This window comes from Caballeronia sp. NCF2, from assembly GCF_023631205.1.
GTDB classification, from domain to species: Bacteria; Pseudomonadota; Gammaproteobacteria; order Burkholderiales; family Burkholderiaceae; genus Caballeronia; species Caballeronia zhejiangensis.
In genome coordinates this window covers 34,899-57,962 of the sequence record NZ_JALQDN010000063.1, presented here as the reverse complement: position 1 = coordinate 57,962, position 23,064 = coordinate 34,899, and the positions used below count along the sequence as shown (strand labels likewise).

Below are 23,064 nucleotides of genomic sequence, written 5' to 3'. Positions count from 1 at the left end.
AAACATCGAGAAGTGAGCGGGCGGCGCGTACTCGTGCGCCGGCAGACGCGCCACAGCGGACCGCGACATTGCCTAATTCCTTGGAAGACCCGAACTTGTCGGACAACACACGTTGGGGCACTCGGGAAGGAATGAGACTTCGACCCGCTTGCCGTTGGTCAGGCGAGAATGTTCATAGATATGAGTATCCGTTTCGACTTCTCCTCTAACGAAGCCAAGTTGTGTGAGCAACCGCTTTCCCGCAACTAAACGCGCCTCGGCGAGCCTTTGCGGATCGCGCTCAGTCGTTTCTGCATGTCCGCTAATTTGCGTTATCTCCTTCGTGACGTGTTGGGCATACGCCAACTGCTGTTTTGCTACCCACCCTGCGAGCCGAAGCACTTCCGCGGTCGGGACCTCTGCGCTGTCCTGATTGAAGTAGATGTCGAAGTTCTCGCTTGGAACGCAGGCGAGCACACCTGTCGACGCGGCGAGAAGCAGACTCGATACTGCTTTACATACTGTAGATGACATAACCGGCAATGCTGTCTGCATTCTCGATGGCTTGTTCTGGGTTGGTCTTGCCGAGCGGAAGGCACTCTCTCATGAAGTATCTCCAATCTTTGGTCGCCATAGTGTCGTTGAAGTGACTAGCCTCATGGATCAGTGTGGAAACCATCGAGTCCTTTGCATATGACACCGATCGCATTTCGCAGAAGGCCTCGCGTATCGCGATGGTGTGCGTCTCCGTATCTGGGGCACATACTTCCGCCACTGCGCCAAGGGCGTTACTCAAGTTTGGTGAGCACGAAATATGTGTAGCGTGATCGGGGTCCCATCGCACAAAGTTTTCGGCCTTCAAAGTCTTAAGAACGCGCGAGATGGCAGAAAGGCCCCTGATCAGAGTTTGTCGAGTCGTTTCGTCACATCTCCCGAACCATATGTCGACACGCGCTTTGTCCGCCTGATTCCATCGGCGAAGGTCGTTCAGACGGGCATCAGTCATCTGAACCGCTTCGTCTCTGCAAGAGAAGACCAATTCCCTAAATTGCGCATTGGTCATGTTCGGGCAGATGCGCTGCGTATTGACATACACATCCACGGACGAGCCTTTGACCGCGTTAGTCATCGAGGAATGAACTTCAAATATCTCTTTTGCCATTATTCTGCTTCTTCAATCTCGACCACGACTTTTTCGGTTAAGCTGGTTTTGATGCGTTGCGTCCGTCCTGCTTGGTCTGTCACACCTTCCACGGTCACGCCGTTGCTGCTGACCAGGCGATAGAACACGTTAGCGAGGGGGCGACCGTTCGTTCTGTCGCGAAAGACGTATTGTTCGTCGAAAACGGAAGCGATGGTTGGCATGCTCGCGCCGTGCGCGTTGCCACTACCCGCGCCGCTCTTGAGGAAAATGCCCGGTCTTTTCCCGATTACGACTCGATTCTGTTTGCACGGACAGAGCACGATATCGTTATCAACCACCGCATGACGGCCCTTCTCCTTTATGCCCTGTCCGGTCCCATGTATTTTGTAAGTGCCTTCGCAGTTCCCGCATGTCGCTTGGTCGTCGCTGAGAGCAACCTTTCTCTTGCCGTCGCGAATTGTTGATGTACCAGCGATGACATAGCCACCTGTTGTCGTTGGATCGCCCTCTCGTATTGCGGCTTTACGCATGGCGGATCCAGCAATGGAAAGCTCACTGCTCGTGCCCCGGCCATTGAGTACGTCGCGTTCTTGCATGTTCGTCAATCTGTTTTGTCGGAGATAACGAACGTAGCGGATTTAGGTATCCGACGGAATAGATAGGCGTAACTTTATGTTGACGAGCTACGATCCTTTCGAAAACGATGGACAAGCCGTGTCAGAAGAGATGATCTACCCGGGCGTATGCTTGAATGCAACGTGACTGCGCAATGGCGAATTTGCAGTCGATAGGTGAGCGCCGTCCGAGATTGCAACATCGGAATAGCATCCTTCGACGGACGTGGTGGCGATGCTTGACGTCACCCCGGCCGCTGTGTTTAGCGACGACCGGGGACGAAACCGGGATCCGGCGAAAGAAATCCGAACAGCCGAATGACCGCAAAAACCCGCTACTCCGCAAACCCCAACTCCCTCCCAGAAGCCGCCGCACCAGCGCTATCCAACGCAATATCCGGCCGCATAAAAAACGTCATCACGATGCCAACCGCGAGCAACCCCAACGATCCAGCGAACGGCAAAGTCCAACTCCCGGTCCGATCGACGACAAACCCGAACACGATCGGCGAGAAAATCCCCGCGATAGCGGACCCTGCATTCACCAGCCCGCTGGCAATCCCGACATGTTTCGGCGTGATGTCCATCGGCACGGCCCAGATCGGTCCAATCGTCATCTCGAGAAAGAAGAACGACAGGCTCATCGAAGCAGCCATGACCGGCAGCGACTTCACGAACATCACCGGAGCGAGAAACACGAGCGCCCCGAGAAACGCGACGATGATCATGTTGCGCCGCGCCGAAACCACGCTGCCCGTGCGCTTCAGAATGCGATCGGAGATCACGCCGCCCGCCGTATTCCCGACGACGCCCGACAAGAACACGCCCGCCGAAAACAACGCCGAACTCTTCAGATCGAGCCCGCGTCCATGCATGAAGAACGTCGGCAGCCACGTGAAGAAGAGCCAGCCCGTCCAGCCATAGCAGAAGTAGACGAGCATCGTCGGCGAGATGCGCTTGAGCAGGCGTCCCCACGGCGTCGGTTCGCGCGTCTTGTCGACGGCGACCTTGTTCTCCGGCGGCAACTCCGCTTCTTCCTCGGCCGTCATATGCCGATGCTTGCGCGGATTGTCCGCGAAGTACCACGCATAAACGATCACCCACACGGCCGTCAGCGCGCCGACGAGCACGAAGGACGCACGCCACGAAGCGAACGCGACCAGCAACGCGATCAACGGCGGCGTAAGCGCGTTGCCAAGACGCGAGAACGAATGCGTGAGCCCCTGCACGAAGCCGCGCTTGCTCGCCGGATACCAGTTGACGAGCGCGCGCGCCTGCGCCGGCAGCGCCGCGCCTTCGCCGACGCCGAGCAACATGCGCGCGCAGAACAGCGACGCGACGCCGCCCGCGAAACCCGTCGCGATCGTCGCGACGATCCAGATCGACGCGCACAGCACGAGCGTCGTCTTCGCGCCGAATCGATCGCTGAACCATCCGCCGATCACCTGGCAGATCGCATACGTATAGGCGAACGCGCCGAACACGAGGCCGACGTCGGTATTGGTGAGATGAAGATCGTCGCGTATGAGGCCCGCCGCAGCGGACAGGTTCACGCGATCGAGATACATGATGAACGACATCGCGCACATCAGCGCGAGCACGGAGCGGGTGACTCTGGGTCGATGCAGCATCTTCTATGTCTCCTCCGAGGCTTGTTGCGCGCTGGCCGATTCGTTGCGCGCGCTCTTTTATCGAGGACGGACCGCATGTCGATCCGACGCTCCGCAGTCTCGCGAAAACAGCGATAGCCGTCTATTGAATTCGCCTCATGAGGTGATTACCGGCGGTTATGGCTCGGCAAAAGACAAACGGCTCGCGTACCGAAGGATCGCGAGCCGTGCATGATCGAGACGCGAAAGGGCGTCAGACCGTCGCGCGCATGCCTTCATCGTGAAGACGGAAGGTCTCCACCGCCGTGCGCAATGCGCCCGCCTGATCTTCCAGCGATTGCGCAGCCGCCGCCGCTTCCTCGACGAGCGCCGCGTTCTGTTGCGTCACTTCATCCATCTGCGTGACGGCGCGCGCCACTTGCTCGATGCCGCTGCTTTGCTCTTCCGACGCCGCCGCGATCTCGCCCATGATGTCGGTCACACGCTGCACCGCCGTGCTGATCTCCGTCATCGTGCGGCCGGCTTCATCGACGAGCGCGGCGCCCGATTGCACGCGCTCGACGGAGTTGTCGATCAGCTCCTTGATCTCTTTCGCCGCCGCCGACGAACGCTGTGCGAGCGAGCGCACTTCCCCAGCGACGACCGCGAAGCCGCGGCCTTCTTCACCGGCGCGCGCCGCTTCGACGGCTGCGTTCAACGCGAGAATGTTCGTCTGGAACGCAATGCCTTCGATGATCGTGATGATGTCCGCGATCTTCGACGAGCTATGGTTGATCTCGCCCATCGTCGTCACGACCTGCGACACGACATGGCTGCCCTTGCCCGCGATCTCCGACGCATTCGCGGCAAGCACGCTCGCCTGGCGCGCGTTGTCGGCGTTCTGCTTGACCGTGCCGGTCAGCTGATCCATGCTCGACGCGGTTTCCTGAAGCGCCGACGCCTGTTCTTCGGTGCGCGACGAAAGATCCACATTGCCCGCCGCGATCTGCTTGGTTGCGGACGCAATCGACTCACTGCCGCCGCGCACAGTGCGCACCGTATCGATGAGGCTCGATTGCATCGTCGCGAGACCGCGCAACAACTGGCCCATTTCGTCGTTCGACGTCACTTTCACGTTGCTGCGCAAATCGCCGCTCGCGATCGCATCGAACTGCGCAAGCGCCACATCGAGCGGACGCGAAATGCGACGGCGCAGCGACACCCACGAATAGAACGAAGCGGCGATGCCCACGAGGATCGCGATGATCGACGCCATGCGGAACATGCCGAAGACTTGCTGGCCGTTGTCATAGGCGGCTTTCGCCTGATCGAATTGCAGCTTGCGCAGCGAGATGCCCGTCTTCGCCAGCTCGTTGAACGAGACCTGCATCGCGTTCGCATCGGCGACGATCTTCGCCTGATCCTGCGCGCGTATATCGGCATAGCCTTCGTCGAGCAGCTTCTGCACTGCGAGACGCTGCGCGCCGAACTTCTCGGCGAGCACTTTCTCTTCCGGGCCCTGCGGCAATCCGGAGTACTTCGTCCAGGCTTCGTCGGAAGACTTGCGCATCAACGCGCCGCGTCCGATGGCTTCTTCCGCCGCGGGCGTGCCCACGTTCAGCGCCGCCCGATCGAAGGAGAGACGCTCGCGCGCCACGAACATTTCCGCATTGCCGACCGATACCGCGCTCGGCATTTCATTCGTGAAGAGGTCGTGCGTGACCGTGTTGGACTGAGTCATGCCGATCAGTCCGACCATGCCGACCGCGATCAGAAGTGCGCTCAGAAGCATCATGGCCAAGGCCAGTCGGCCTTTGATTGTGGAAAACATAGCTCTCTCAAGGTGGCTGCATCGCAAGGGCGCGTGCGCGAGCGGTGACGGCGATGCTTCGTCTGCTGCGCCGCCGATGAGTGCATCGGCTGATCTGTATAACGACCGCAGCGCAAAGTCCTTTAGAAAACGTTTAAATGATGTTTTAGCACGGTCATGCGAAGAAGCCTTGTTTTAAGGGTTTTGCCGTAGCGAACCGGGAATCGACGGCGCATTGCGAGCGATTGTTCACATCGGCCCGGACCGACGACTAAACTTCATGCGAACTCACGAAGAGGCCACAGCGCATGTCCGCCGATGCACCGCATCTTCGTATCGCCAGCGAGATCAAGCTCTGGCCGCTCGCGCACGCAACGATCGCGCTGCTGCCTTTCGTCGCGCTTGCGCTCGCCACCGGCAACGCGCTATGGATGAAGGCGTCGCTGCTCGCGATCGCCACGACAATCGCGCAAGACCAGCTCGCGTTGAGACCGCCTGGCGTCGTCTCGCACGGACTCGCGGTCATCGCCGGGACGTATCTGCTGCTGCTTGCCGAACTCGTGCCGGCGTTCTTCGTCGTTGCGTGCATGACGCTCGCGGCGTGCGTGATTCTGCTGGCATCGCGCGGGTCGAAACTTCGCACGGTCGGCAACTGGACTTTCATTCCTGTGCTCATTCTCGCGAACGAACTGCACGGCGGACGCACCGTCGATGCGTTGTTGCACGCCGCGCCCGCCTGGTTGCCTTATCTCCTTGCCGCGCTCGTGCCAGCGATGTTGTCGGCGCATATGCGCTCGCGTGGCAAGCCCGCGTCACGCTGGTCCAATCTCGATGATTTCGGCGAACGCGCGCCCTTCGGCGAAGACCTCGCGGCGATGCTCGCAAGCGTCGGCATTGCCGCGATGATGGTCGTGTACGCGCACATGGATCACGCGAACTGGGTGATCTGGGGCGCGGCGAGCATCGTCACCGGTTCGGTCGATACGGCGCGCACGAAGCTGCGGAACCGCGCGTGGGGCGTGATCGCGGGCGTGCCGATCGGCATCGTGCTCGGGCGCTTCGTCGTGCCGCATTCGGGCATGGCCGTCACGCTCGCGACGCTCGCCGCGTTCCTCACGCTCGTCGCATTTCAGCGCTATATCGTCGGATACTTCTTTCGCTGCATGTTCGTTGCGCTTGCAATCATGCTGGCGAATCAGTCCGCCGCCGATGCGTTCGAGCGGCTCACGCATGTGCTCCCGGGCGGAGTCATCGGCATCGTGTGCGTGGTGGGCGCGCATGTGCTGGCGCGTCGCATGTCGCGTTGAATGTCCGCGGATCGAAGACGAAGCGCGTCGCCTTCACGATCGCGAGCCACATGCCGATGAACGCCGCCATCGCGCGCAACCATGCGCGGCCGCACATCGGCGTGAAGGCGGGCGATGACATCCAGCCGCCGGGCATCGGCCACTCGCTCATCGGTGACATCGGCATGTGCATCGCATGAATCGCGATCACGCTCGCCACGACGACGAGCGCGATGATCGCGACGAAGCGGCTGCTCTCTCGTTCGATGTTCATGATGTCCTTCCTGCCAAGGCACGTCGAGTACGGTGTTAGATTAGTCGCGGGCGTGCACGGCAAAGGAGTGACAAGTGTGTCGGGATTCGCATGGATTCGCTGATCACGGCGGCGGCGCGCGCGCTCGCGGCGGGTGATCCGCTCGGCGCGCTGAATCGCATCGCGTTGCGCGAGGATGCGAATGCGCTCGCGTTGCGCGGCATCGCGATGGCGCAGCTCGGCGACTTCGTTCGGGCGCGCACGCTCGTCAAAAGCGCGGCGCGCGCGTTCGGCGCGAAAGAGGCGCTGGCGCGTTCGCGCTGCATCGTTGCGGAAGCGGAAATCGCGCTCGCATCGCGCGATCTCGCGTGGCCCGCGAAGGCGCTCGATCAGGCGCGCGCGATTCTCGAAGCGCACGGCGATCACGTCAACGCCGCGCACGCGCGCTATCTCGAAGTGCGGCGCGCGCTTCTCATCGGACGGATCGGCGATGCGCAACGCATGCTCGTCGAACTGGATCATGCGGCGCTGCCCGCTGCATCGCGGGCCGCGCATGAACTCATCGATGCGGGCATCGCGATGCGCCGTCTGCAGACCCACGCGGCGCGCGCGGCGCTGGAACGCGCGACGCTCGCCGCGCGTGAGGCTGCGATTCCCGCGCTCGCCGCCGAAGTCGACAGCGCGTGGCGCATCCTCAACGCGCCCGCCGCGCGTCTCATCGCGCAGGGCGAAGAGCGGCTGCTCCGGCTCCATGAAGTCGAAGCGCTGTTCGCATCGAATGCCTTCGTCGTCGATGCGTGCCGTCTTTGCGTGCGCGAAAACGGCACGTCGATGTCGCTCGCGACGCGCCCCGTGCTCTTCACGCTCGCGCGCATGCTTGCGCAAGCGTGGCCCGGCGATGTGCCTCGCGACGCGCTGATCCTGCGCGCGTTTCGCATTCGTGAAGCGGACGAAACGCATCGCGCGCGCTTGCGCGTCGAGATGGGCCGGCTGCGCACGATGCTGCGCGCACACGCGAACATCGATGCGACGCCGCGCGGCTTCGTGCTGAAGCCGCGTCACGCGCGCGACGTTGCGGTGCTCGCGTTGCCCGTCGAAGACGAACATGCGCCGCTGCTCGCGTTTCTCGCCGATGGCGAATCGTGGTCCAGCTCCGCGCTCGCCATTGCGCTTGGCGCGAGTCAGCGCACGGTGCAGCGATCGCTCGATGCGCTCGCCGCGAGCGGCAAGGTGCAATCATTCGGTCGCGGCCGTGCGCGCCGCTGGACCACGCCGCCGATGCCCGGATTCGCGACGGCCTTGTTACTCCCCGTCGATCTCGCGAGTGATTAGCATGAAGCCATCGAATCAATCATCAGGAGGACGGCGATGAAACGCGCGAAGGCGGAAATCATCCGCGAATATGGGCCTTTTCCGGATATCGACGGCGTGCATGGCGTCACGTATGACGGCGAGCATGTGTGGTTCGCCGCCGGCGATACGCTCAACGCCTTCGATCCCGAAAGCGGCGAGAAGGCGCGAACGCTCAAAGTCGCGGCGCATGCGGGCACCGCGTTCGACGGCGAGCATCTGTTTCAGATCGCCGAGGACCGCATCCAGAAGATCGATCCGCGAACCGGTCGCGTCGTGTCGACGATTCCCGCGCCGGGCGGCGGCGCGGACTCGGGGCTCGCGTGGGCCGAGGGCACGCTCTGGGTCGGGCAGTACAACGAACGCAAGATTCATCAGATCGATCCGGACGATGGCGCGATCCTGCGCACGATCGAGTCGAATCGCTTCGTGACGGGCGTGACGTGGATCGACGGCGAACTGTGGCACGCGACGTGGGAAGGCGACGAAAGCGAGTTGCGGCACATCGATGCGCAATCGGGCGAAGTCATCCAGCGGCTCGACATGCCCGAAGGCGTGGGCGTGTCGGGACTCGAATCGGATGGACGCGACCGCTTTTTCTGCGGCGGCGGGCGCACGGGCAAGGTGCGCGCGGTGCGCAAACCGAAGCGCGGATAAGAGGCATGGCGGGTAGCGCTTCAGGTCTGAACGAATAGCCTTTATGCTGTCGAATTCGCGAACGACCACGCGATTCTTCAGACAGTTAAGGCCGGTTTTGACTTCGAATATCTCCGATCACCGTCAGCTCGATTCCTGGGTCGGCGAAACAGCGCGCGCCATTCGCGACTACGACTGGCGCGCGACGCCGCTCGGTCCCATCGACGCATGGCCGCAAGTGTTGCGCTCCGTCGTGCAGATGATGCTGCGCAACGCGTTGCCGATGGCCGTGCTATGGGGCGACGAAGGCACGCTGCTCTATAACGACGCATACGCGCGTTTTTCGGGCGGGCGTCATCCGCGCATTCTCGGCATGCCGATCGAAGCGGCGTGGCCCGAGGCGGCCGAGTTCAATCGCAATGTGCTCGATACGGGACTGCGCGGAGAATCGCTTTCGTATCGCGACATGAGCTTTACGTTGCCGCGCGACGGTCGCGATGCGCAAGTGTGGCTCGATCTGCATTACAGCCCGGTCGCGTCGAACGAAGGCGTGCCCGTCGGCGTGCTCGCGATCGTCGTCGAAACGACCGGGCGCGTGCTGCTCGAACGCACGCGCGCCGAAGCCGAACGCGCGTTTCGCGAAGCCGATGAGCGCTTGCAACTCGCGCTCAATTCCGGCGCGGTGCTCGGCACGTTCGTGTGGGACATTCCCGACAATCGCGTGAAAGGCGATGAGCGCTTCGCGCGCACGTTTTCGTTTTCGCTCGACGAAGTGGCGCGCGGCATGCCGATCGAGGCGGCGTTCGCGAAGATTCATCCCGAGGATCTGGAACGCGTCAGGGGGCTTATCGTGCGCACGCTGCAGCACGGCGAGCCGTTTCGCGCCGAATACCGCATCCTTTCCGGCGATGCGCGATGGACCTGGATTCTCGCCACCGGCCGCTGCGACCACGACGAAACCGGCAGACCAATGCGCTTTCCCGGCGTCATCATCGACATTCACGATCGCAGGATCGCCGAAGAGACCTTGCGGGAACTGACGCGCGGTCTCGAAGACAAGATCTCCGAAGCCGTGGCCGCGCGCATCGCGGTGGAGGCGCAATTGCGTCAGAGCCTGAAAATGGAAGCGCTCGGCGCGATGACGGGCGGCGTCGCGCACGACTTCAACAACACGCTGCAGGCGATCAGCGGCAACCTGCAATTGCTGCAGTATTTGCCGCCGACGGACAGCCGCGTGCCCGAGCGCGTACACGCCGCGATGGAAGCCGTGCAGCGCGGCGCGAAGCTCGCTTCGCAATTGCTGTCGTTCGCGCGGCGGCAACCGCAGTCGCCGGTCGTGATCAATCCGCAGCGCCTGTTCAAAGAGATGCGCGAGCTCTTGCAGCATGCAGTGGGACCGTCGGTATGCATCAACACGTTGCTCGCGGAGCACGCATGGAACTTCCGCGTCGACCGCAATCAACTGGAAAACGCGCTGCTGAATCTCGCGATCAACGCGCGCGATGCCATGCGCGGCGACGGCAAGCTCACGCTCGTCTGCTCGAACGAAGCGCTCGATGCCGCGGCGTGCGAGGGCAAGGATCTGCATCCGGGCGAATACGTGAAGCTGTCCGCATCGGACACCGGCGCGGGCATGGAGCCCGACGTGCTCGAACGCGCATTCGAGCCGTTCTTCACGACGAAGCCGGAAGGGCACGGCACGGGTCTCGGCCTCTCGATGGTGTTCGGCTTCGTCAAGCAGTCGGGCGGGCATATCGCGGTGTCGAGTTCGGTCGATGTGGGCACGACGGTCGAGATGTTCTTTCCGCGCAGCTTCGACGATGAAACCGCGCAACTGCGCGTCGATGCGATGACGGCGCACACGGGCGGCGCGACGGTGCTCGTCGTCGATGACGATCCCGCCGTGCTGATGTCGACGGTCGCGATACTCGAAGCGATGCATTACACGGTGCTGCGCGCCGCTAACGGCGATGCCGCGATGAGCGTGCTCGAAAGCGGCGTGAACGTCGACCTGATTCTCACCGACGTCGTGATGCCCGGCAAAGTGAAGTGCGCCGATCTCGCGGAATGGGCGTTTTCGCAGGAGCGGCCCGTGCCGGTGATCTACGTCTCCGGCTATACGCGCGACATCATCTCGCGCGATGGCGTGCTGCGGCCGAACGTGACCTTGCTCGGCAAGCCGTATCGCGCGGAGGCGCTGGCGAAGGAAATCGCGGGGGCGTTGCAGGCCGCGGCGTAGCGGTTCCTTTCTCAAGACTTTCTTCTCCGCGCCGATAAACACCGATCAAACCCATCAATAGAACAGGGCCAGAACGGTGCAGAGAGGCGCCAACGATTTCCTCGGGACCATCGGCGAGACCATCGCCAGGAACCGGCCTTACATCGAACGCGCACGCCGTTTCGGTGCGCTCGGTCTCGCGCCGCTCGGCGTGCTCGCCGCCGCGTGCGGAACCATCTTCGTGCCGCTGCCGTGGAACGTGTTGCTCGGCGTGCTCGTCTTCGGCGCGGCGTTCGTCGTGCATCGCATGCACGAAGCGAATCGCAAGATCTTCGTCGCACGTCAGGTCGCGCATGGGCTGCTCGCCATCGCCGAGGACTGTCTCAAGCTGCTGTCGCTCGAAGGCCGCATCATGTGCATTTCGGAGGTCGGCGGGCAGCTCATCGAAGCGGATCACGCAGACGATCTCATCGGCGTCGACTGGCTCGCGCTCTGGGACGGCCCCGACGCGCGGCGTGCCTTCGAACGCGCGAAAGCGGGTGAATCGACGTCGTTCTCCGGAGCCTGCCGCACGATGAACGGCACGCTGAAATGGTGGACGTCGACCTTCGCGCCCGTCTACGGCGAGCACGGACGGGTGAGCGCGGTGCTGTGCAAGTCGCGCGACATCACGGCGGAGCGCAATCTCATCGACGAATTGCGCGGCAACGCGCGCGTGCAAAAGGACATGGAAGATCACGTCGATGCCGTCTTCTGGACCGCGACGCGCGATTTCCGCGAGCTTCTGCATGTGAGCTCCGCGTTCGAACGCATGTGGGAAATGCCGATGTCCGCGCTCGAAGCCGATCAGACCGCCTGGTCGCAAAGCGTGCATCCCGAAGACCTGCCCGCGCTGCGCGACGAAATGCGTACCGCCGTGAACACGGGCGCGGCCACGCAGAGCTATTTTCGTCTCTGCCTGCCGCACGATCGCACGCGCTGGGTGCGCGCAGATATTTATCCGGTCATCGAGGACGGCGCGGTGTCGCGCGTCGTGAGCGTGTGCGTCGATGCCACCGACGAGCGCCAGCGCCTTCAGGAACTGCATCGGCTCGCGAACACCGACAGCCTCACCGGACTCGCCAATCGCAACGCGATGATGGACGCGCTCGTGAAGCGCTGTGAAGCGCTCGCGCCGTTCGCGTATCTCTTCATCGACATCGATCGCTTCAAGTCGATCAACGACACTGCCGGTCATATCGCCGGCGATGCGGTGCTGCGCACCATCGCGCGACGCATCGCGGAAACGCTGCCCGATGGCGCCGTGGCCGCGCGGCCGGGCGGCGACGAGTTCACCGTGATCCTGCCCGGCAGCTTCGATCAGGAAAGCATCGAGCGCGCGTGCCGCAAGCTCTCGCTCGCGTGCCATCGTCCGATCGAGATCGACTGCAAGAGCGTGACGATGACGTGCTCGATCGGCGTCGCGCTCTATCCCGAACACGGACGCACGCCCGAAGCGCTTTTCATCAGCGCCGACATGGCGATGTACGCCGCGAAGCGCGCGGGCCGCAACACGTTTCGCGTGTTCGGCGATCGCGAGAAGGACGATCTCGCGCGCGCGCATCTCGAAGCGCAACTGCACGGCGCGATCCGCGAGAACGAGTTCGTGCTGCATTATCAGCCGCAATATCGCGTCGATTCCGGTGCGCTTGTCGGTGTCGAGGCGCTGTTGCGCTGGAATCATCCGCAGCTCGGGCTGCTCGGTCCGGGTGCGTTCGTGCCGGTGCTCGAAGAGAGCGCGCTGATCGTCGAGGCGGGGCACTGGGTCATTCGCGAGGCCGTGCAGGCCGGGTCGCAACTCGCGCTCGCGCTGCCGCAGGCTTGCTCGGTCGCGCTCAACGTGTCGCCGAAGCAGTTCCGCGATCCGCGCCTCGTGTCGGTTCTGCGGCACGCGATCAGGCGCGCCGGCATCGATTCGAACCGCATCACGCTCGAGATCACCGAATCCGCGCTGATCGACAACGTCGATGATGCGCAGGTCGTGCTGTCGAACGTTCGCGCGATGGGCGTACGCATCGCCATCGACGATTTCGGCACCGGCTATTCGAGCCTCAGCTATCTCGCGCGCTTCCGGCCGGACGTGCTGAAGCTCGACAAATCCTTCGTCGACAACATCGCCACCGACGCGATGGTGCGCACGGTCGTCGAAGGCGTGATCGATCTCGCGCACAAGCTCGGCGTGACGGTGGTCGCGGAAGGCGTCGAGACGCAGGAGCAGCTCGACACGCTGCGCGACGTGCGCTGCGACAAGGTGCAGGGTTTTCTGTTGAGCCGCCCCGTCCTGCTCGCGAGCCTGATGATGCGGACAGACGCAGAAGACGCCGCGACCGTGCGCTAAACGCGTGCCCGCGCGGGCCGCCCGGCGTTATCATCGCGGCATTCGCGGATGCGAGCCGGAAACGGAGGATGGACGCAATGAGCCACCTGATCTTCGCGTTGGGCGTGTTGCTGCGGCGGTTGACGACGATCGTTCTCCGACGGAGAGCACCCATGAAGACCTTTTGCCTGGGCGTTGCGCTGGCCGCGATCGGCTCGCTTGCATGCGCCCAGTCCGCGCCGCAGTGCCCGCCCGCGGCCGGCCAACTGATACAGGTACGCGACTTCACGGCCGTCAGCCGTGAAAGCGGCGCGTCGCATGTGCTCGGCTCGCGATTGCGATCGGCGCGCAATGCGGTGAAGGTGGATCAGAACGCATCGGCGCTGGCGGATGGCATCGTCAAGGCGCTGAACGGGAAAGGTCTCGCCGCTTGCCATGTGACGGCGGATTCGCCGCCGCCGGCATCGGGCTGGCTCGTCAGCGGGGAGTTCGACGAAACGCTGTCGAGCGGATTCGGCTCCGCGTTGCCGTCGATGGGTTCATCCGACAAGACGCCCAACACGCATGTCACCGTGCAGCTCGCCAATCTTGCGGCGAGCCCGGACGCCGCGCCGGCGCAGATCGACACGAGCGGCGAACTGAAAGGGCAGAAATCGGCGGCCGCGCCGAAGCCCTACGGCGCCGCGGCGCGCTTCGTCATCAACGAGGTTCAGTCGATTGCCTCGCTCGATGCGCTCGCCGCGAAGATCGCCGATCAGATCGCGGCGGAGAAGGCGAAGCTCGACGGCGGGCAATAGGCGTTTCACGCTTCCGAGTCGCGCTTGCCTTTCGGATGGTCGGCGCTTGCGTCCGGCGAGGTGTCGGGATCCTTCAGATCATGCTCGGGCGTGTACGGCCCTTGCTCGGGATGATCCTTGCCCTTCGGAACGAGCGTCGGATCGATATTGCCGTGCTCGCGCTGCTCGATCGTGCCATCGCTTTTTTCCTTGACGTCGCCCTCGCCGAGCGCCTCGCGGCGTTCGTCGGCGCGCTGCACGGGATCTGACGGTTCGCGGTTCATCGCATTCTCCTGAAGATGTTTTCCGTAGCGCAGCAAGCGCCGTTCCGCGATCACTTGCGACGCGCCCGAGCGCGCGTTCGTCTGACGGGCGCGGCGGCCGCATGCGCGAACATCGGCATGCGGGTCAGAATCCAGTCGAGCAGTTCCTGCGGCCCGGCCGCGAGCGGACGTCCGGCTTTCACGAGCAGCTTCGCCTGCGCGCTCTCGAAAAGCGGATGCGCGACCGGTATCGTCGTCAGCTCGCCGCTCGCGAGCTCGCGATACGCGGCGAATTCGCCGATCAGCGTCATGAAATTTTCCGCGGCCACGAAGCGCTTCAGCGCGCCGAGCGAGTTCGTCGTGAGCGTCGGGCGGATCGCGAGATCGTCGGTGGTTTCGAGCATCTTCACGACATGGCCGATGCCGAACGTGGGCGGCATCAGCGCGAGCGGATACTCGAGCAGATCGCGAATCCGCGCGACGCCGCCGCGCACCGCCAGCGGATGATCGCGCCGCGCGAGCAGCACGACCGGCTGCGGCGAGCTTGCCCGAATCTCGATGCGCTCGTGCGGCGGCGGGTTGTACGCGAGCCCGATATGCGCGCGGCTCTGCGCGACTTCTTCGAGCAGATCGTCGACCGCGAGCATCTGCACGTCGATTTCGAGGCGCCGATAGCGCGCGCAGAACGGCGCGAGCACATCGTCGACGAGCGTATCGACATAGCCTTCGCTCACCGCGAGACGAATCTGCCCTTGCTGCAGGCCTTTGAGCGCATGCAGCTGATCCTCGAACTTCTCCTGCTGCGAACGATAGCCGCGCCAGAATTCGAGCAGATGGAACGCCGCTTCGGTCGGCCGCACGCCGCGCGGCTCGCGCTCGAAGAGCGTCGTGTCGAGTTCGTTTTCCAGCAATTTGATCTGCCGCGCGATCACCGACGGCGACGTGTTCAGATGATCCGCCGCGCCGCGAATCGTGCCGTGCGTGAGCACTTCGTGGAAATAGCGCAGACGTTGCTGATTGATTTCGCGCATGGTCGTCGTCCGTATGGGAAGGAATGCGTTGCTCGCAGAGCAACGATACGTGAACTTTGTTGCTCTTGCTCGCACGGTCGCACGCGCTCAACATCGCCTTACCCGAGAAAGGGAAGACGAGACAAGGAGACGCGGATGTCGACGATCCAGACCCTGCGCAGCGGCGATGCCGTTTCGGCGCTCTACAGCAGAATCAACTGGCGGCTGCTGCCGCTCCTCATCGCGTGCTACATGTTCGCGTATCTGGACCGCGTGAACGTGGGCTTCGCGAAACTTCAGATGCAAAGCGATCTCGGCTTCTCCGATGCAGCGTACGGCGTCGGCGCGGGGATTTTCTTCATCGGCTATGTGCTGTTCGAGATTCCGAGCAACCTGATGTTGCCGAAGATCGGCGCGCGTCTCACCTTCAGCCGCATTCTCGTGCTGTGGGGCATCACGTCGGCGTGCATGCTCTTCGTGCGCAACGTGCCCGCGTTCTACGCGATGCGCTTCCTGCTCGGCGTCTTCGAAGCGGGTTTCGCGCCGGGCATGATCTATTACCTCTCGAACTGGTACGGCCCGAAGCGCATGGCGCGCGCGATCGCGCTCGTGTTCGTCGCGGGGCCGCTCGGCGGTGTCGTCGGCGGGCCGCTGTCGGCGTGGCTGATTGCGTCGCTCGGCGGCGTCGGCGGACTCGCGGGCTGGCAGTGGATGTTCCTCGTCGAAGGCCTGCCGTGCATCGCGCTCGGCGCGCTCGTGTGGCGCGTGCTCGCCAATCGTCCCGCCGATGCGCGCTGGCTCACGCAGGACGAACAGCGGCTCGTCGAGGCGGAAGTCGGTCATCACGGCGGCGCGTCGCATCGCATCGAATCGTTCGCGGAGATCGCGAAGAACCCGCGCATCTATCTGCTGGCGATCGCGTACTTCTGCATCATCTTTCCGATCTACGCGATCAGCTTCTGGCTGCCGACGCTCATCAAGGAGCAGGGTCTCAGCGGCTCCATGCACGACACGATCCGCCTCGGCTGGTACGTCGCGATTCCGTACGTCGCCGCGGCCGTCGCGATGTACGCAGCGGGCCGCCGTTCCGACAAGGTCGGCGAGCGCCGCTATCACAGCGCAGTGCCCGCGCTCGCCGCCGCCGCGCTGCTCGTGATGACGCCGTATGCGAACGGCAACGTCGTCGCGACGCTCGCGCTGCTCACGCTCGCCACCGCCTGCATGTGGATGGCCTACACGGTGTTCTGGGCGATTCCTTCCGAAACGATTTCCGGCCCGGCGGCGGCGGGCGGCATCGCGCTCATCAACACGATCGGCTTGTCGGGCGGATTCTGGGGCCCCGCGATGATCGGCTGGGTCAAGTCCGCGACCGGCAGCACGAACGGCGGCCTCGTCGTGATGGCGTGCATGGCGGCGCTGTCCTGCGTGCTGATTCTCGCGAACAGGCGCACGGCTGCCGCGGCCACGGCACGCGCGGCCTGAACATCAATCGATACTCGAAAGGACAAGGTCATGAAGATTCTGATCGCAGGATTCCAGCACGAAACGAACACCTTCGCGCCGACGAAGGCGAGCTACCAGAGCTTCATACAGGGCGAAGGCTTTCCGCCGATGGCGCACGGCGACGATGTCCTCGAGCTGCGCGACGTGAACGTGCCGATCGGCGGTTTCATTCAATGGGCCGAGGCGCAAGGGCACGAGCCGATTCCGGTGATCTGGGCGGGCGCGAGCGCATCGGCGCATGTGACGCAGGACGCATACGAGCGCATCGCGGGCGCGATCGTCGATCGCGTGCAGGCAGGCGGCTTCGACGCGATCTATCTCGATCTGCACGGCGCGATGGTCGCCGAACATCTCGACGATGGCGAAGGCGAACTGCTGGCGCGCGTGCGCAACATCGTCGGCGATGCGATGCCGCTCGTCGTTTCGCTCGACCTGCATGCGAACGTCACGGCGCGCATGGTCGAACTCGCGGATGCACTCGTCGCGTATCGCACGTATCCGCACGTCGATATGGCCGAAACGGGCTTGCGCGCGGCGCATCTGCTGGCAAAGCGCATCGAACACGGGAAGCCGTTCGCGCGCGCGATGCGGCGCATCCCGTTTCTGATTCCGGTGAACGGCATGTGCACGCTCGTCGAACCGGCGCGCGGCATGTACGCCATGCTCGAGACATTGGAGAAGGATGTCGTGTCGCTGTCGTTCGCGCCGGGCTTTCCGGCATCCGATTTCGACGAATGCGGTCCGGTGTTCTGGGGCTACGCGCTCGACGGCGAGGCGGCGGACTTCGCGGTCGACAAGCTATACACGCAACTCGTGGACGAAGAAGCGCGCTGGAACGTGCCGTTCCTCTCTCCCGATGAAGCCGCGCGTGAAGCGATCGACGCGAGCCGCGATGCGGGCAAGCCCGTCATCATCGCGGATACGCAGGACAATCCGGGCGTCGGCGGCGATTCGAACACGATGGGCATGGTCCGCGCACTGCTGCGCCACGACGCGCGCGACGCTGCGGTAGGCGTTATCTGGGACGAGAAGGCGGCCCATGCGGCGCATCGCGCGGGCGTCGGCGCGCGCATCAGGATAGCGCTGGGCGGCGGCTCGAACGTGCCCGGCGACGCGCCGCTTGAAGGCGAGTTCGAAGTCGAGTATTTGTCGGATGGCCGCTTTCGCTTCGACGGCCCGATGCTCAATGGCATGTCGGGCGAACTGGGACCGACCGCTTGCCTGCGTATCGGCGGCGTGCGTATCGCGGTGAGCAGCATCAAGATGCAGGTCTTCGACCGCAATCTCTTTCGCGTTGCGGGCATCGAGCCCGAGCGCATGAAGATTCTGGTGAACAAGAGCTCGGTGCATTTCCGCGCCGATTTCGAGCCGATCGCCGAGCGCGTGCTCGTCGCGAAAGCGCCCGGCCCGATGGCCGCCGATCCGGCCGATCTGCCCTGGCGCAATCTCGATTCGCGCATGCGTGTGCGACCGCTCGGGCCGACGCTCGCCGAACTGCGCGCATCGGCTGCGTGAACGTTTTTCATCGACTACATGGACAAGGAGAATCAAAAGATGCCGGACGATCAGATCAACGCGCGGCGCCGACGCTTGCTCGGCACGGCGGTCGCGAGTGTAGGCGCGATGCAGCTCGGTTTCAGCGACCTCGTGCGCGCGCAGACCGCGCCGCGCGCATCGTCGAGTGCGGGCTTCGCCGGCATTCGCCAGATCGACGCGGGCGCGCTCAACATCGGCTATGCGGAAGCGGGTCCGGCGAACGGTCCCGTGGCGATCCTGCTGCACGGCTGGCCCTACGACATCCACGCATTCGCGGAAGTCACGCCGATGCTCGCGGCGCAGGGTTATCGCGTGATCGTGCCGTATCTGCGCGGGTACGGCTCCACGCGCTTTCTTTCCGCCGACACGCCGCGCAACGGACAGCAGGCGGTGGTCGCGGTGGACATCATCGCGTTGATGGATGCGCTCAAGATTCAGCAGGCCACGCTCGGCGCGTTCGACTGGGGCGCGCGCACCGCGAACATCATCGCGGCGCTGTGGCCGGAACGCGTGAAGGCGATGGTCTCGGTGAGCGGCTATCTGATCGGCAGCCAGCAGGCGAATCGCGCGCCGCTGCCGCCGAAAGCCGAGCTCGCATGGTGGTATCAGTTCTACTTCGCGACCGAGCGCGGCCAGGCGGGCTACGAGGCGAACCGTCACGCTTTCAACAAGCTGATCTGGCAACTCGCATCGCCGAAATGGAACTTCGACGACGCGACGTATGACCGTTCCGCGAAATCGTTCGATAACCCCGATCACGTCGCCGTGGTGATTCACAACTATCGATGGCGTCTCGGGCTCGTGCAGGGCGAAGCGCAATACGACGCGCTCGAACAGCGGCTCGCGAGCGCGCCGACGATCGGCGTGTCCACGATCACGATGGAAGGCGATGCCAACGGCGCGCCGCATCCCGATCCGTCGGCGTATGCCAAGAAGTTCACGGGCAAGTATGAGCATCGGAACGTCGCGGGCGGCATCGGCCACAATCTGCCGCAAGAAGCGCCGAAAGCATTCGCCGATGCGGTCATCGACGCAAGCCGCATGTAACGCGCATGCAGGACGAAGCGCTAGCCGACGTGTGACTTCTTCGTTCTGCGTCCCGGCGTCTTCTGCGATGTCAGTTCGTGCACGATCCCGCACGAATCGACGGCGTGCTCGCCGCCGCATGTCTCGCGCAATGCGGTGAGCCGGTCGCGCAGCCTCATCAATTCGTCGATGCGCGCGCTTACGTGGCCGATATGCTCATCGACGAGCGCATCGATTTCGCGGCAATCCGGCGAGCGCGCCTGCAATGCGTAGAGCAGGGCGCGCACTTCGTCGTGCGTCATGTCGAGCTCGCGGCAATTGCGGATAAGGCGCAGGCGTTCGACATGCGTCTTGTCGTAAGTCCGGTAATTCGCGTCCGTCCTTGCAGGCGGCGGAATCAGCCCTTCCTTTTCGTAGAAGCGGATCGTATCGGGCGTGCAATTCGCTATGCGCGCCAGTTCCCCTATCTTCATTTCGGCATCCTTTTTTCTTGACCCTGGAGTGGCTCCAAGGTGTTCAATTCGGGAAAAGTCAAGAAAAGGAGCCAGTATGTTACGTCCCGAGAGCATCGGCAAGCCCCGGCCTGAGCCGGCTGATCGTCGTGTCCGAAATTATTTAAAGGAATACGAAATAAAGACGAAAGCTTCGGTTCGGACGGAGATCGTCGTCGACGAGATGGATTGTCCGACCGAAGAGACGCTGATCCGCAAGAAGCTCGCGGGCATGCCGGGAGTCGGATCGGTCGAGTTCAATCTGCTGCGTCGCGTGCTGACCGTCGAACACGATGCCAACGCGCTCGCATCCGTTCTCGATGCGTTGCGCGCACTGGGCTTCACGCCGCGCACCGAACCCCGCAACGACGCGCCCGCAGGCAAGCGCGCGGTGTGGATGCTCGCCTTCGCGTGCGTTGCGGCGGCGGCGTCGGAGGCTGCGAGCGGGTTCGGCGGACCGTCCTGGCTCGTCGTCGCGCTCGCGCTCGCCGCGATCGCTTCGTGCGGCTTCTCGACGTATCGCAAGGGCTTCATCGCCATCAGCAACGGCAACCTCAACATCAACGCGCTGATGAGCATCGCCGTGACCGGCGCGATGGTCATCGGACAGTGGCCGGAAGCCGCGATGGTCATGGCGCTTTTCACGATCGCCGAACTCATCGAGGCGAAGTCGCTGCAAAGGGCGCGCAACGCGATCGCGGGACTCATGAAGCTCGCGCCCGACACGGCGACCGTTCTGCAAGCCGACGGCCTGTGGCGCGCGATGGAAGCGAGCGCCGTCACGCGCGGCGCCGTCGTGCGCGTGCGGCCGGGCGAGCGCATCGCGCTGGATGGCGTCGTCACGTCCGGGCGCTCCGCCGTCAACCAGGCGCCGATCACCGGCGAAAGCCTGCCCGTCGAAAAGTCGCCGGGCGACGATGTGTTCGCGGGCACCGTCAACGAAACCGGCTCGTTCGAGTTTCGCGTATCGGCGGCGGCGAAGGACACGACGCTTGCGCGCATCATCCGCGCGATCGAAAGCGCGCAAGGTGCGAAGGCGCCGACGCAACGTTTCGTCGATCGTTTCGCGCGCATCTATACGCCGCTCGTGCTTCTCGTGGCGATAGCGGTCGCGGTCGTGCCGCCGCTCGCGTTCGACGAGTTGTGGTACGCGTGGATCTATCGCGCGCTCGTGCTGCTCGTCATCGCGTGTCCGTGCGCGCTCGTCATCTCGACGCCGGTGACGATCGTCAGCGGACTCGCCGCGGCGGCGCGGCACGGCATCCTCGTGAAGGGCGGAACCTTTCTCGAACGCGGATGGCGCCTGCGCTGGCTCGCGTTCGACAAGACCGGCACGATCACGCACGGCAAGCCGGTGCAGACGCATTTCGCGCTGCTCGACCGGAGCATGGACGAAGGCCGCGTGCGCGCGATCGCGGCGAGTCTCGCGGGCCGTTCCGATCATCCGGTTTCGCTCGCGATCGCGCAGGCCGCGAGCCAGGACGGCGTGCCGCGCATCGCGGTGGAGGCGTTCGAAGCGGTGCCGGGGCGCGGCGTTCGCGGTGTCGTCGAAGGCCGTGCTTACTGGCTCGGCAATCAGCGAATGATGGAAGACATCGGACGCGGCGCGAGCCATGCGAAGCGCCGGGCTGAAGCGCTGGAGCGTGAAGGCAGGACCGTCGTGATGCTCGCCGATGCGGACAACGTCCTCGGGCTTTTCGCCGTGGCGGACACCGTGAAGGAATCGAGCCGCGACGCGATCGCCCGGCTTCACGCGCTCGGCGTGCAGACGGCGATGCTCTCGGGCGATAACCCGCACACGGCGCGCGCCATCGCGAGCGCGGTCGGCATCGATCGCGTCGAGGCGGGCCAGTTGCCCGAGGACAAGCTGCGCACCATCGAAAGTCTCGGCGCGGACGGCGGCGCGGTCGGCATGGCCGGCGACGGCATCAACGACGCGCCTGCGCTGGCGCGCGCGGACATCGGTTTTGCGATGGGCGCGATGGGCACCGATACGGCCATCGAAACCGCCGACGTCGCGCTGATGGACGACGACCTGCGCAAGATCGCCGCGTTTATCCGTCTTTCGTCGGCGACGCACGCGATTCTCGTGCAGAACATCGCGTTCGCGCTCGTCGTGAAGGGCGTGTTTCTCGCGCTCGCCGTGGCCGGACTCGGTTCGATGTGGATGGCCGTGTTCGCGGATGTCGGCGCAAGCCTGCTCGTCGTCGGCAACGGGCTGCGCATTCTGCACAAGCGCTTCAACTGAGCACCTCACCAGCAAAAGGAGCAAATCATGAGTTTCTTGCGGAAGCTGTTCGAGAACGGTCACTTCGGCGGACATGGCGGGCACGGCGGGCACGGCAGCCATCGGAGAGAGCATGACCGGCGTCATCGGGACGGCTATCAGGAATACGACGGCGATGAATCGTGGGGCCGTCATCCCGGCTCGATTCCGCCGCTGCCGCCCGATGTGATCTGCCCGCAATGCCGCAAGTCGAATCCGCCGGACACGGCCGTCTGCAAGCAGTGCGACACGCCGCTCGATCCCAGCCGATGCCCGACGTGCGGCACGTCGATCCAGGCGGGCGCGCGGTACTGCGTCAGTTGCGGGAAGCGCGTGGTTTGATTGTCGGAGCGTGTGGGGAACGCGCCGCCTTCGCAAGACTGGAAGCCAAAAAAAGGCCACTGATGAGTGGCCTTTCTTCGCGATGCGATCAGAACGGTCGCGCGGCGATCAGTTGCACGCCAGCACGACGGCGCCGGTGACGTCTCCCGTGTTGGGCAGCTTCGCGGCGGACACGATCGCGATGAGAGGATGCGTCGCATTGTTGCCCATCAGTCGCGACATGACGTTCATGCCGCCGCCCATGACCTGTCCGCCCGCGAAGACGGTGTCCTTCGTGACGCTTGCGTTGCTGTCGGATCCGATCGGGCGACGTGGCCATCAGATTGGTGCAGGCGAGGGTGCCCGTGCCTTTGGCGAGCGTCAGCCGATTGCCGACGACGTAATGCGCGCCCTGGTTGGCGTTGAAATTGCCGCCGCCGGAATCGGAACCGTCGGTCCAGCGGCCCGATGGCAAAGCCTCAGCGGACATTTCTACGTTCCGGTCGAGGAATCAAGAGATTACAGCGTCCTGTCAAACAAATTTCACATTTCTTTCCTAAAGTAGCGCGTCAACCGGCACATCGGGCTGCAACGGCCCGAAGCAGGGACATTCATCGCCGGTACAAACCCACGATCA

General features: G+C 63.8%; 21 protein-coding genes. 12 read left to right on the top strand and 9 right to left on the bottom strand.

The genetic code is table 11. The features are described from left to right. Positions 1 to 493: 493 nt before the first annotated feature. The 4 genes from NCS02_RS22285 to NCS02_RS22270 all read right to left on the bottom strand — a co-directional run bounded on the left by NCS02_RS22285 (position 494) and on the right by NCS02_RS22270 (position 5,157). On the bottom strand, positions 494 to 1,141 hold the full coding sequence (locus tag NCS02_RS22285; protein WP_250503358.1) for a M35 family metalloendopeptidase: 648 nt from the start codon (positions 1,139 to 1,141) through the stop codon (positions 494 to 496). After that, the gene (locus tag NCS02_RS22280) at positions 1,141 to 1,719 is read right to left on the bottom strand and encodes a PAAR domain-containing protein (RefSeq protein ID WP_250436837.1); all 579 of its coding nucleotides are present in this window, start codon (positions 1,717 to 1,719) and stop codon (positions 1,141 to 1,143) included. The genes NCS02_RS22285 and NCS02_RS22280 overlap by 1 nt, the downstream gene beginning before the upstream one ends. Before the next feature lie 353 nt (positions 1,720 to 2,072). Beyond that, positions 2,073 to 3,368, bottom strand: a complete 1,296-nt coding sequence (locus tag NCS02_RS22275) for an MFS transporter (RefSeq protein ID WP_250503357.1) — start codon at positions 3,366 to 3,368, stop codon at positions 2,073 to 2,075. Positions 3,369 to 3,600: 232 nt separating this feature from the next. Next, the gene (locus NCS02_RS22270) at positions 3,601 to 5,157 is read right to left on the bottom strand and encodes a methyl-accepting chemotaxis protein (RefSeq protein ID WP_033536236.1); all 1,557 of its coding nucleotides are present in this window, start codon (positions 5,155 to 5,157) and stop codon (positions 3,601 to 3,603) included. 287 nt (positions 5,158 to 5,444) lie between these two features. Here NCS02_RS22270 and NCS02_RS22265 point away from each other — a divergent pair, with 287 nt between their 5' ends. Beyond that, positions 5,445 to 6,443: an FUSC family protein gene (locus NCS02_RS22265; RefSeq protein WP_250523293.1), complete on the top strand. Its 999-nt coding sequence runs from the start codon at positions 5,445 to 5,447 to the stop codon at positions 6,441 to 6,443. On the opposite strand, the gene NCS02_RS22260 is transcribed toward NCS02_RS22265, so the two are convergent. Further along, positions 6,385 to 6,696 carry a hypothetical protein gene (locus NCS02_RS22260; RefSeq protein WP_250503355.1) on the bottom strand — a complete coding sequence of 104 codons (312 nt, stop codon included), beginning with the start codon at positions 6,694 to 6,696 and terminating at the stop codon, positions 6,385 to 6,387. The two genes, NCS02_RS22265 and NCS02_RS22260, sit on opposite strands and share 59 nt — an antisense overlap. A 90-nt stretch (positions 6,697 to 6,786) precedes the next feature. Between NCS02_RS22260 and NCS02_RS22255 the strand changes: the two genes are divergently transcribed. The 5 genes from NCS02_RS22255 to NCS02_RS22235 all read left to right on the top strand — a co-directional run bounded on the left by NCS02_RS22255 (position 6,787) and on the right by NCS02_RS22235 (position 14,032). Continuing rightward, entirely contained in the window at positions 6,787 to 8,007 is a 1,221-nt protein-coding gene (locus tag NCS02_RS22255) for a helix-turn-helix domain-containing protein (protein WP_250503354.1), read from the top strand. Positions 8,008 to 8,043: 36 nt separating this feature from the next. Then, on the top strand, positions 8,044 to 8,682 hold the full coding sequence (locus tag NCS02_RS22250; protein ID WP_250503353.1) for a Vgb family protein: 639 nt from the start codon (positions 8,044 to 8,046) through the stop codon (positions 8,680 to 8,682). 97 nt (positions 8,683 to 8,779) lie between these two features. Further along, positions 8,780 to 10,900 carry an ATP-binding protein gene (locus NCS02_RS22245; protein WP_250503352.1) on the top strand — a complete coding sequence of 707 codons (2,121 nt, stop codon included), beginning with the start codon at positions 8,780 to 8,782 and terminating at the stop codon, positions 10,898 to 10,900. Between the two features lie 76 nt (positions 10,901 to 10,976). Next, positions 10,977 to 13,256 (top strand): putative bifunctional diguanylate cyclase/phosphodiesterase, encoded by a 2,280-nt coding sequence (locus tag NCS02_RS22240; RefSeq protein ID WP_250503351.1) that lies wholly within the window; start codon positions 10,977 to 10,979, stop codon positions 13,254 to 13,256. A 152-nt stretch (positions 13,257 to 13,408) separates the two neighbouring features. Then, positions 13,409 to 14,032, top strand: coding sequence for a YajG family lipoprotein (locus NCS02_RS22235; RefSeq protein WP_250519987.1), 624 nt, complete (start codon positions 13,409 to 13,411; stop codon positions 14,030 to 14,032). Positions 14,033 to 14,037: 5 nt separating this feature from the next. Here NCS02_RS22235 and NCS02_RS22230 read toward each other — a convergent pair whose 3' ends face one another. Further along, positions 14,038 to 14,295, bottom strand: a complete 258-nt coding sequence (locus NCS02_RS22230) for a hypothetical protein (RefSeq protein ID WP_033536295.1) — start codon at positions 14,293 to 14,295, stop codon at positions 14,038 to 14,040. Between the two features lie 50 nt (positions 14,296 to 14,345). Continuing rightward, positions 14,346 to 15,305: a LysR family transcriptional regulator gene (locus NCS02_RS22225; protein WP_250519986.1), complete on the bottom strand. Its 960-nt coding sequence runs from the start codon at positions 15,303 to 15,305 to the stop codon at positions 14,346 to 14,348. A gap of 135 nt (positions 15,306 to 15,440) precedes the next feature. On the opposite strand from NCS02_RS22225, the gene NCS02_RS22220 reads away from it, so the two are divergent. The 3 genes from NCS02_RS22220 to NCS02_RS22210 are packed head-to-tail and all read left to right on the top strand — an operon-like array spanning position 15,441 to position 19,370. Next, a complete protein-coding gene (locus tag NCS02_RS22220) occupies positions 15,441 to 16,766 on the top strand; it encodes an MFS transporter (RefSeq protein WP_008348574.1) in 1,326 nt (441 codons plus the stop codon). A gap of 30 nt (positions 16,767 to 16,796) precedes the next feature. Further along, the gene (locus NCS02_RS22215) at positions 16,797 to 18,302 is read left to right on the top strand and encodes a M81 family metallopeptidase (RefSeq protein ID WP_250503349.1); all 1,506 of its coding nucleotides are present in this window, start codon (positions 16,797 to 16,799) and stop codon (positions 18,300 to 18,302) included. Positions 18,303 to 18,341: 39 nt separating this feature from the next. Continuing rightward, entirely contained in the window at positions 18,342 to 19,370 is a 1,029-nt protein-coding gene (locus tag NCS02_RS22210) for an alpha/beta fold hydrolase (protein WP_250457516.1), read from the top strand. 20 nt (positions 19,371 to 19,390) lie between these two features. Here the strand turns inward: NCS02_RS22210 and cadR are convergent, their stop codons facing one another. Beyond that, positions 19,391 to 19,822 (bottom strand): Cd(II)/Pb(II)-responsive transcriptional regulator, encoded by a 432-nt coding sequence (gene cadR, locus NCS02_RS22205; RefSeq protein WP_250519985.1) that lies wholly within the window; start codon positions 19,820 to 19,822, stop codon positions 19,391 to 19,393. Positions 19,823 to 20,024: 202 nt separating this feature from the next. Between cadR and NCS02_RS22200 the strand changes: the two genes are divergently transcribed. Both NCS02_RS22200 and NCS02_RS22195 read left to right on the top strand, forming a co-directional pair. After that, a complete protein-coding gene (locus NCS02_RS22200; protein ID WP_250503347.1) occupies positions 20,025 to 22,088 on the top strand; it encodes a heavy metal translocating P-type ATPase in 2,064 nt (687 codons plus the stop codon). Between the two features lie 27 nt (positions 22,089 to 22,115). Then, positions 22,116 to 22,448, top strand: a complete 333-nt coding sequence (locus NCS02_RS22195; RefSeq protein WP_250441091.1) for a double zinc ribbon domain-containing protein — start codon at positions 22,116 to 22,118, stop codon at positions 22,446 to 22,448. A 108-nt stretch (positions 22,449 to 22,556) separates the two neighbouring features. Here NCS02_RS22195 and NCS02_RS36330 read toward each other — a convergent pair whose 3' ends face one another. After that, positions 22,557 to 22,691, bottom strand: a complete 135-nt coding sequence (locus NCS02_RS36330; RefSeq protein ID WP_284504372.1) for a hypothetical protein — start codon at positions 22,689 to 22,691, stop codon at positions 22,557 to 22,559. Positions 22,692 to 22,713: 22 nt separating this feature from the next. Between NCS02_RS36330 and NCS02_RS22190 the strand changes: the two genes are divergently transcribed. After that, positions 22,714 to 22,992: a hypothetical protein gene (locus NCS02_RS22190; RefSeq protein ID WP_250523292.1), complete on the top strand. Its 279-nt coding sequence runs from the start codon at positions 22,714 to 22,716 to the stop codon at positions 22,990 to 22,992. Positions 22,993 to 23,064: the final 72 nt, after the last annotated feature.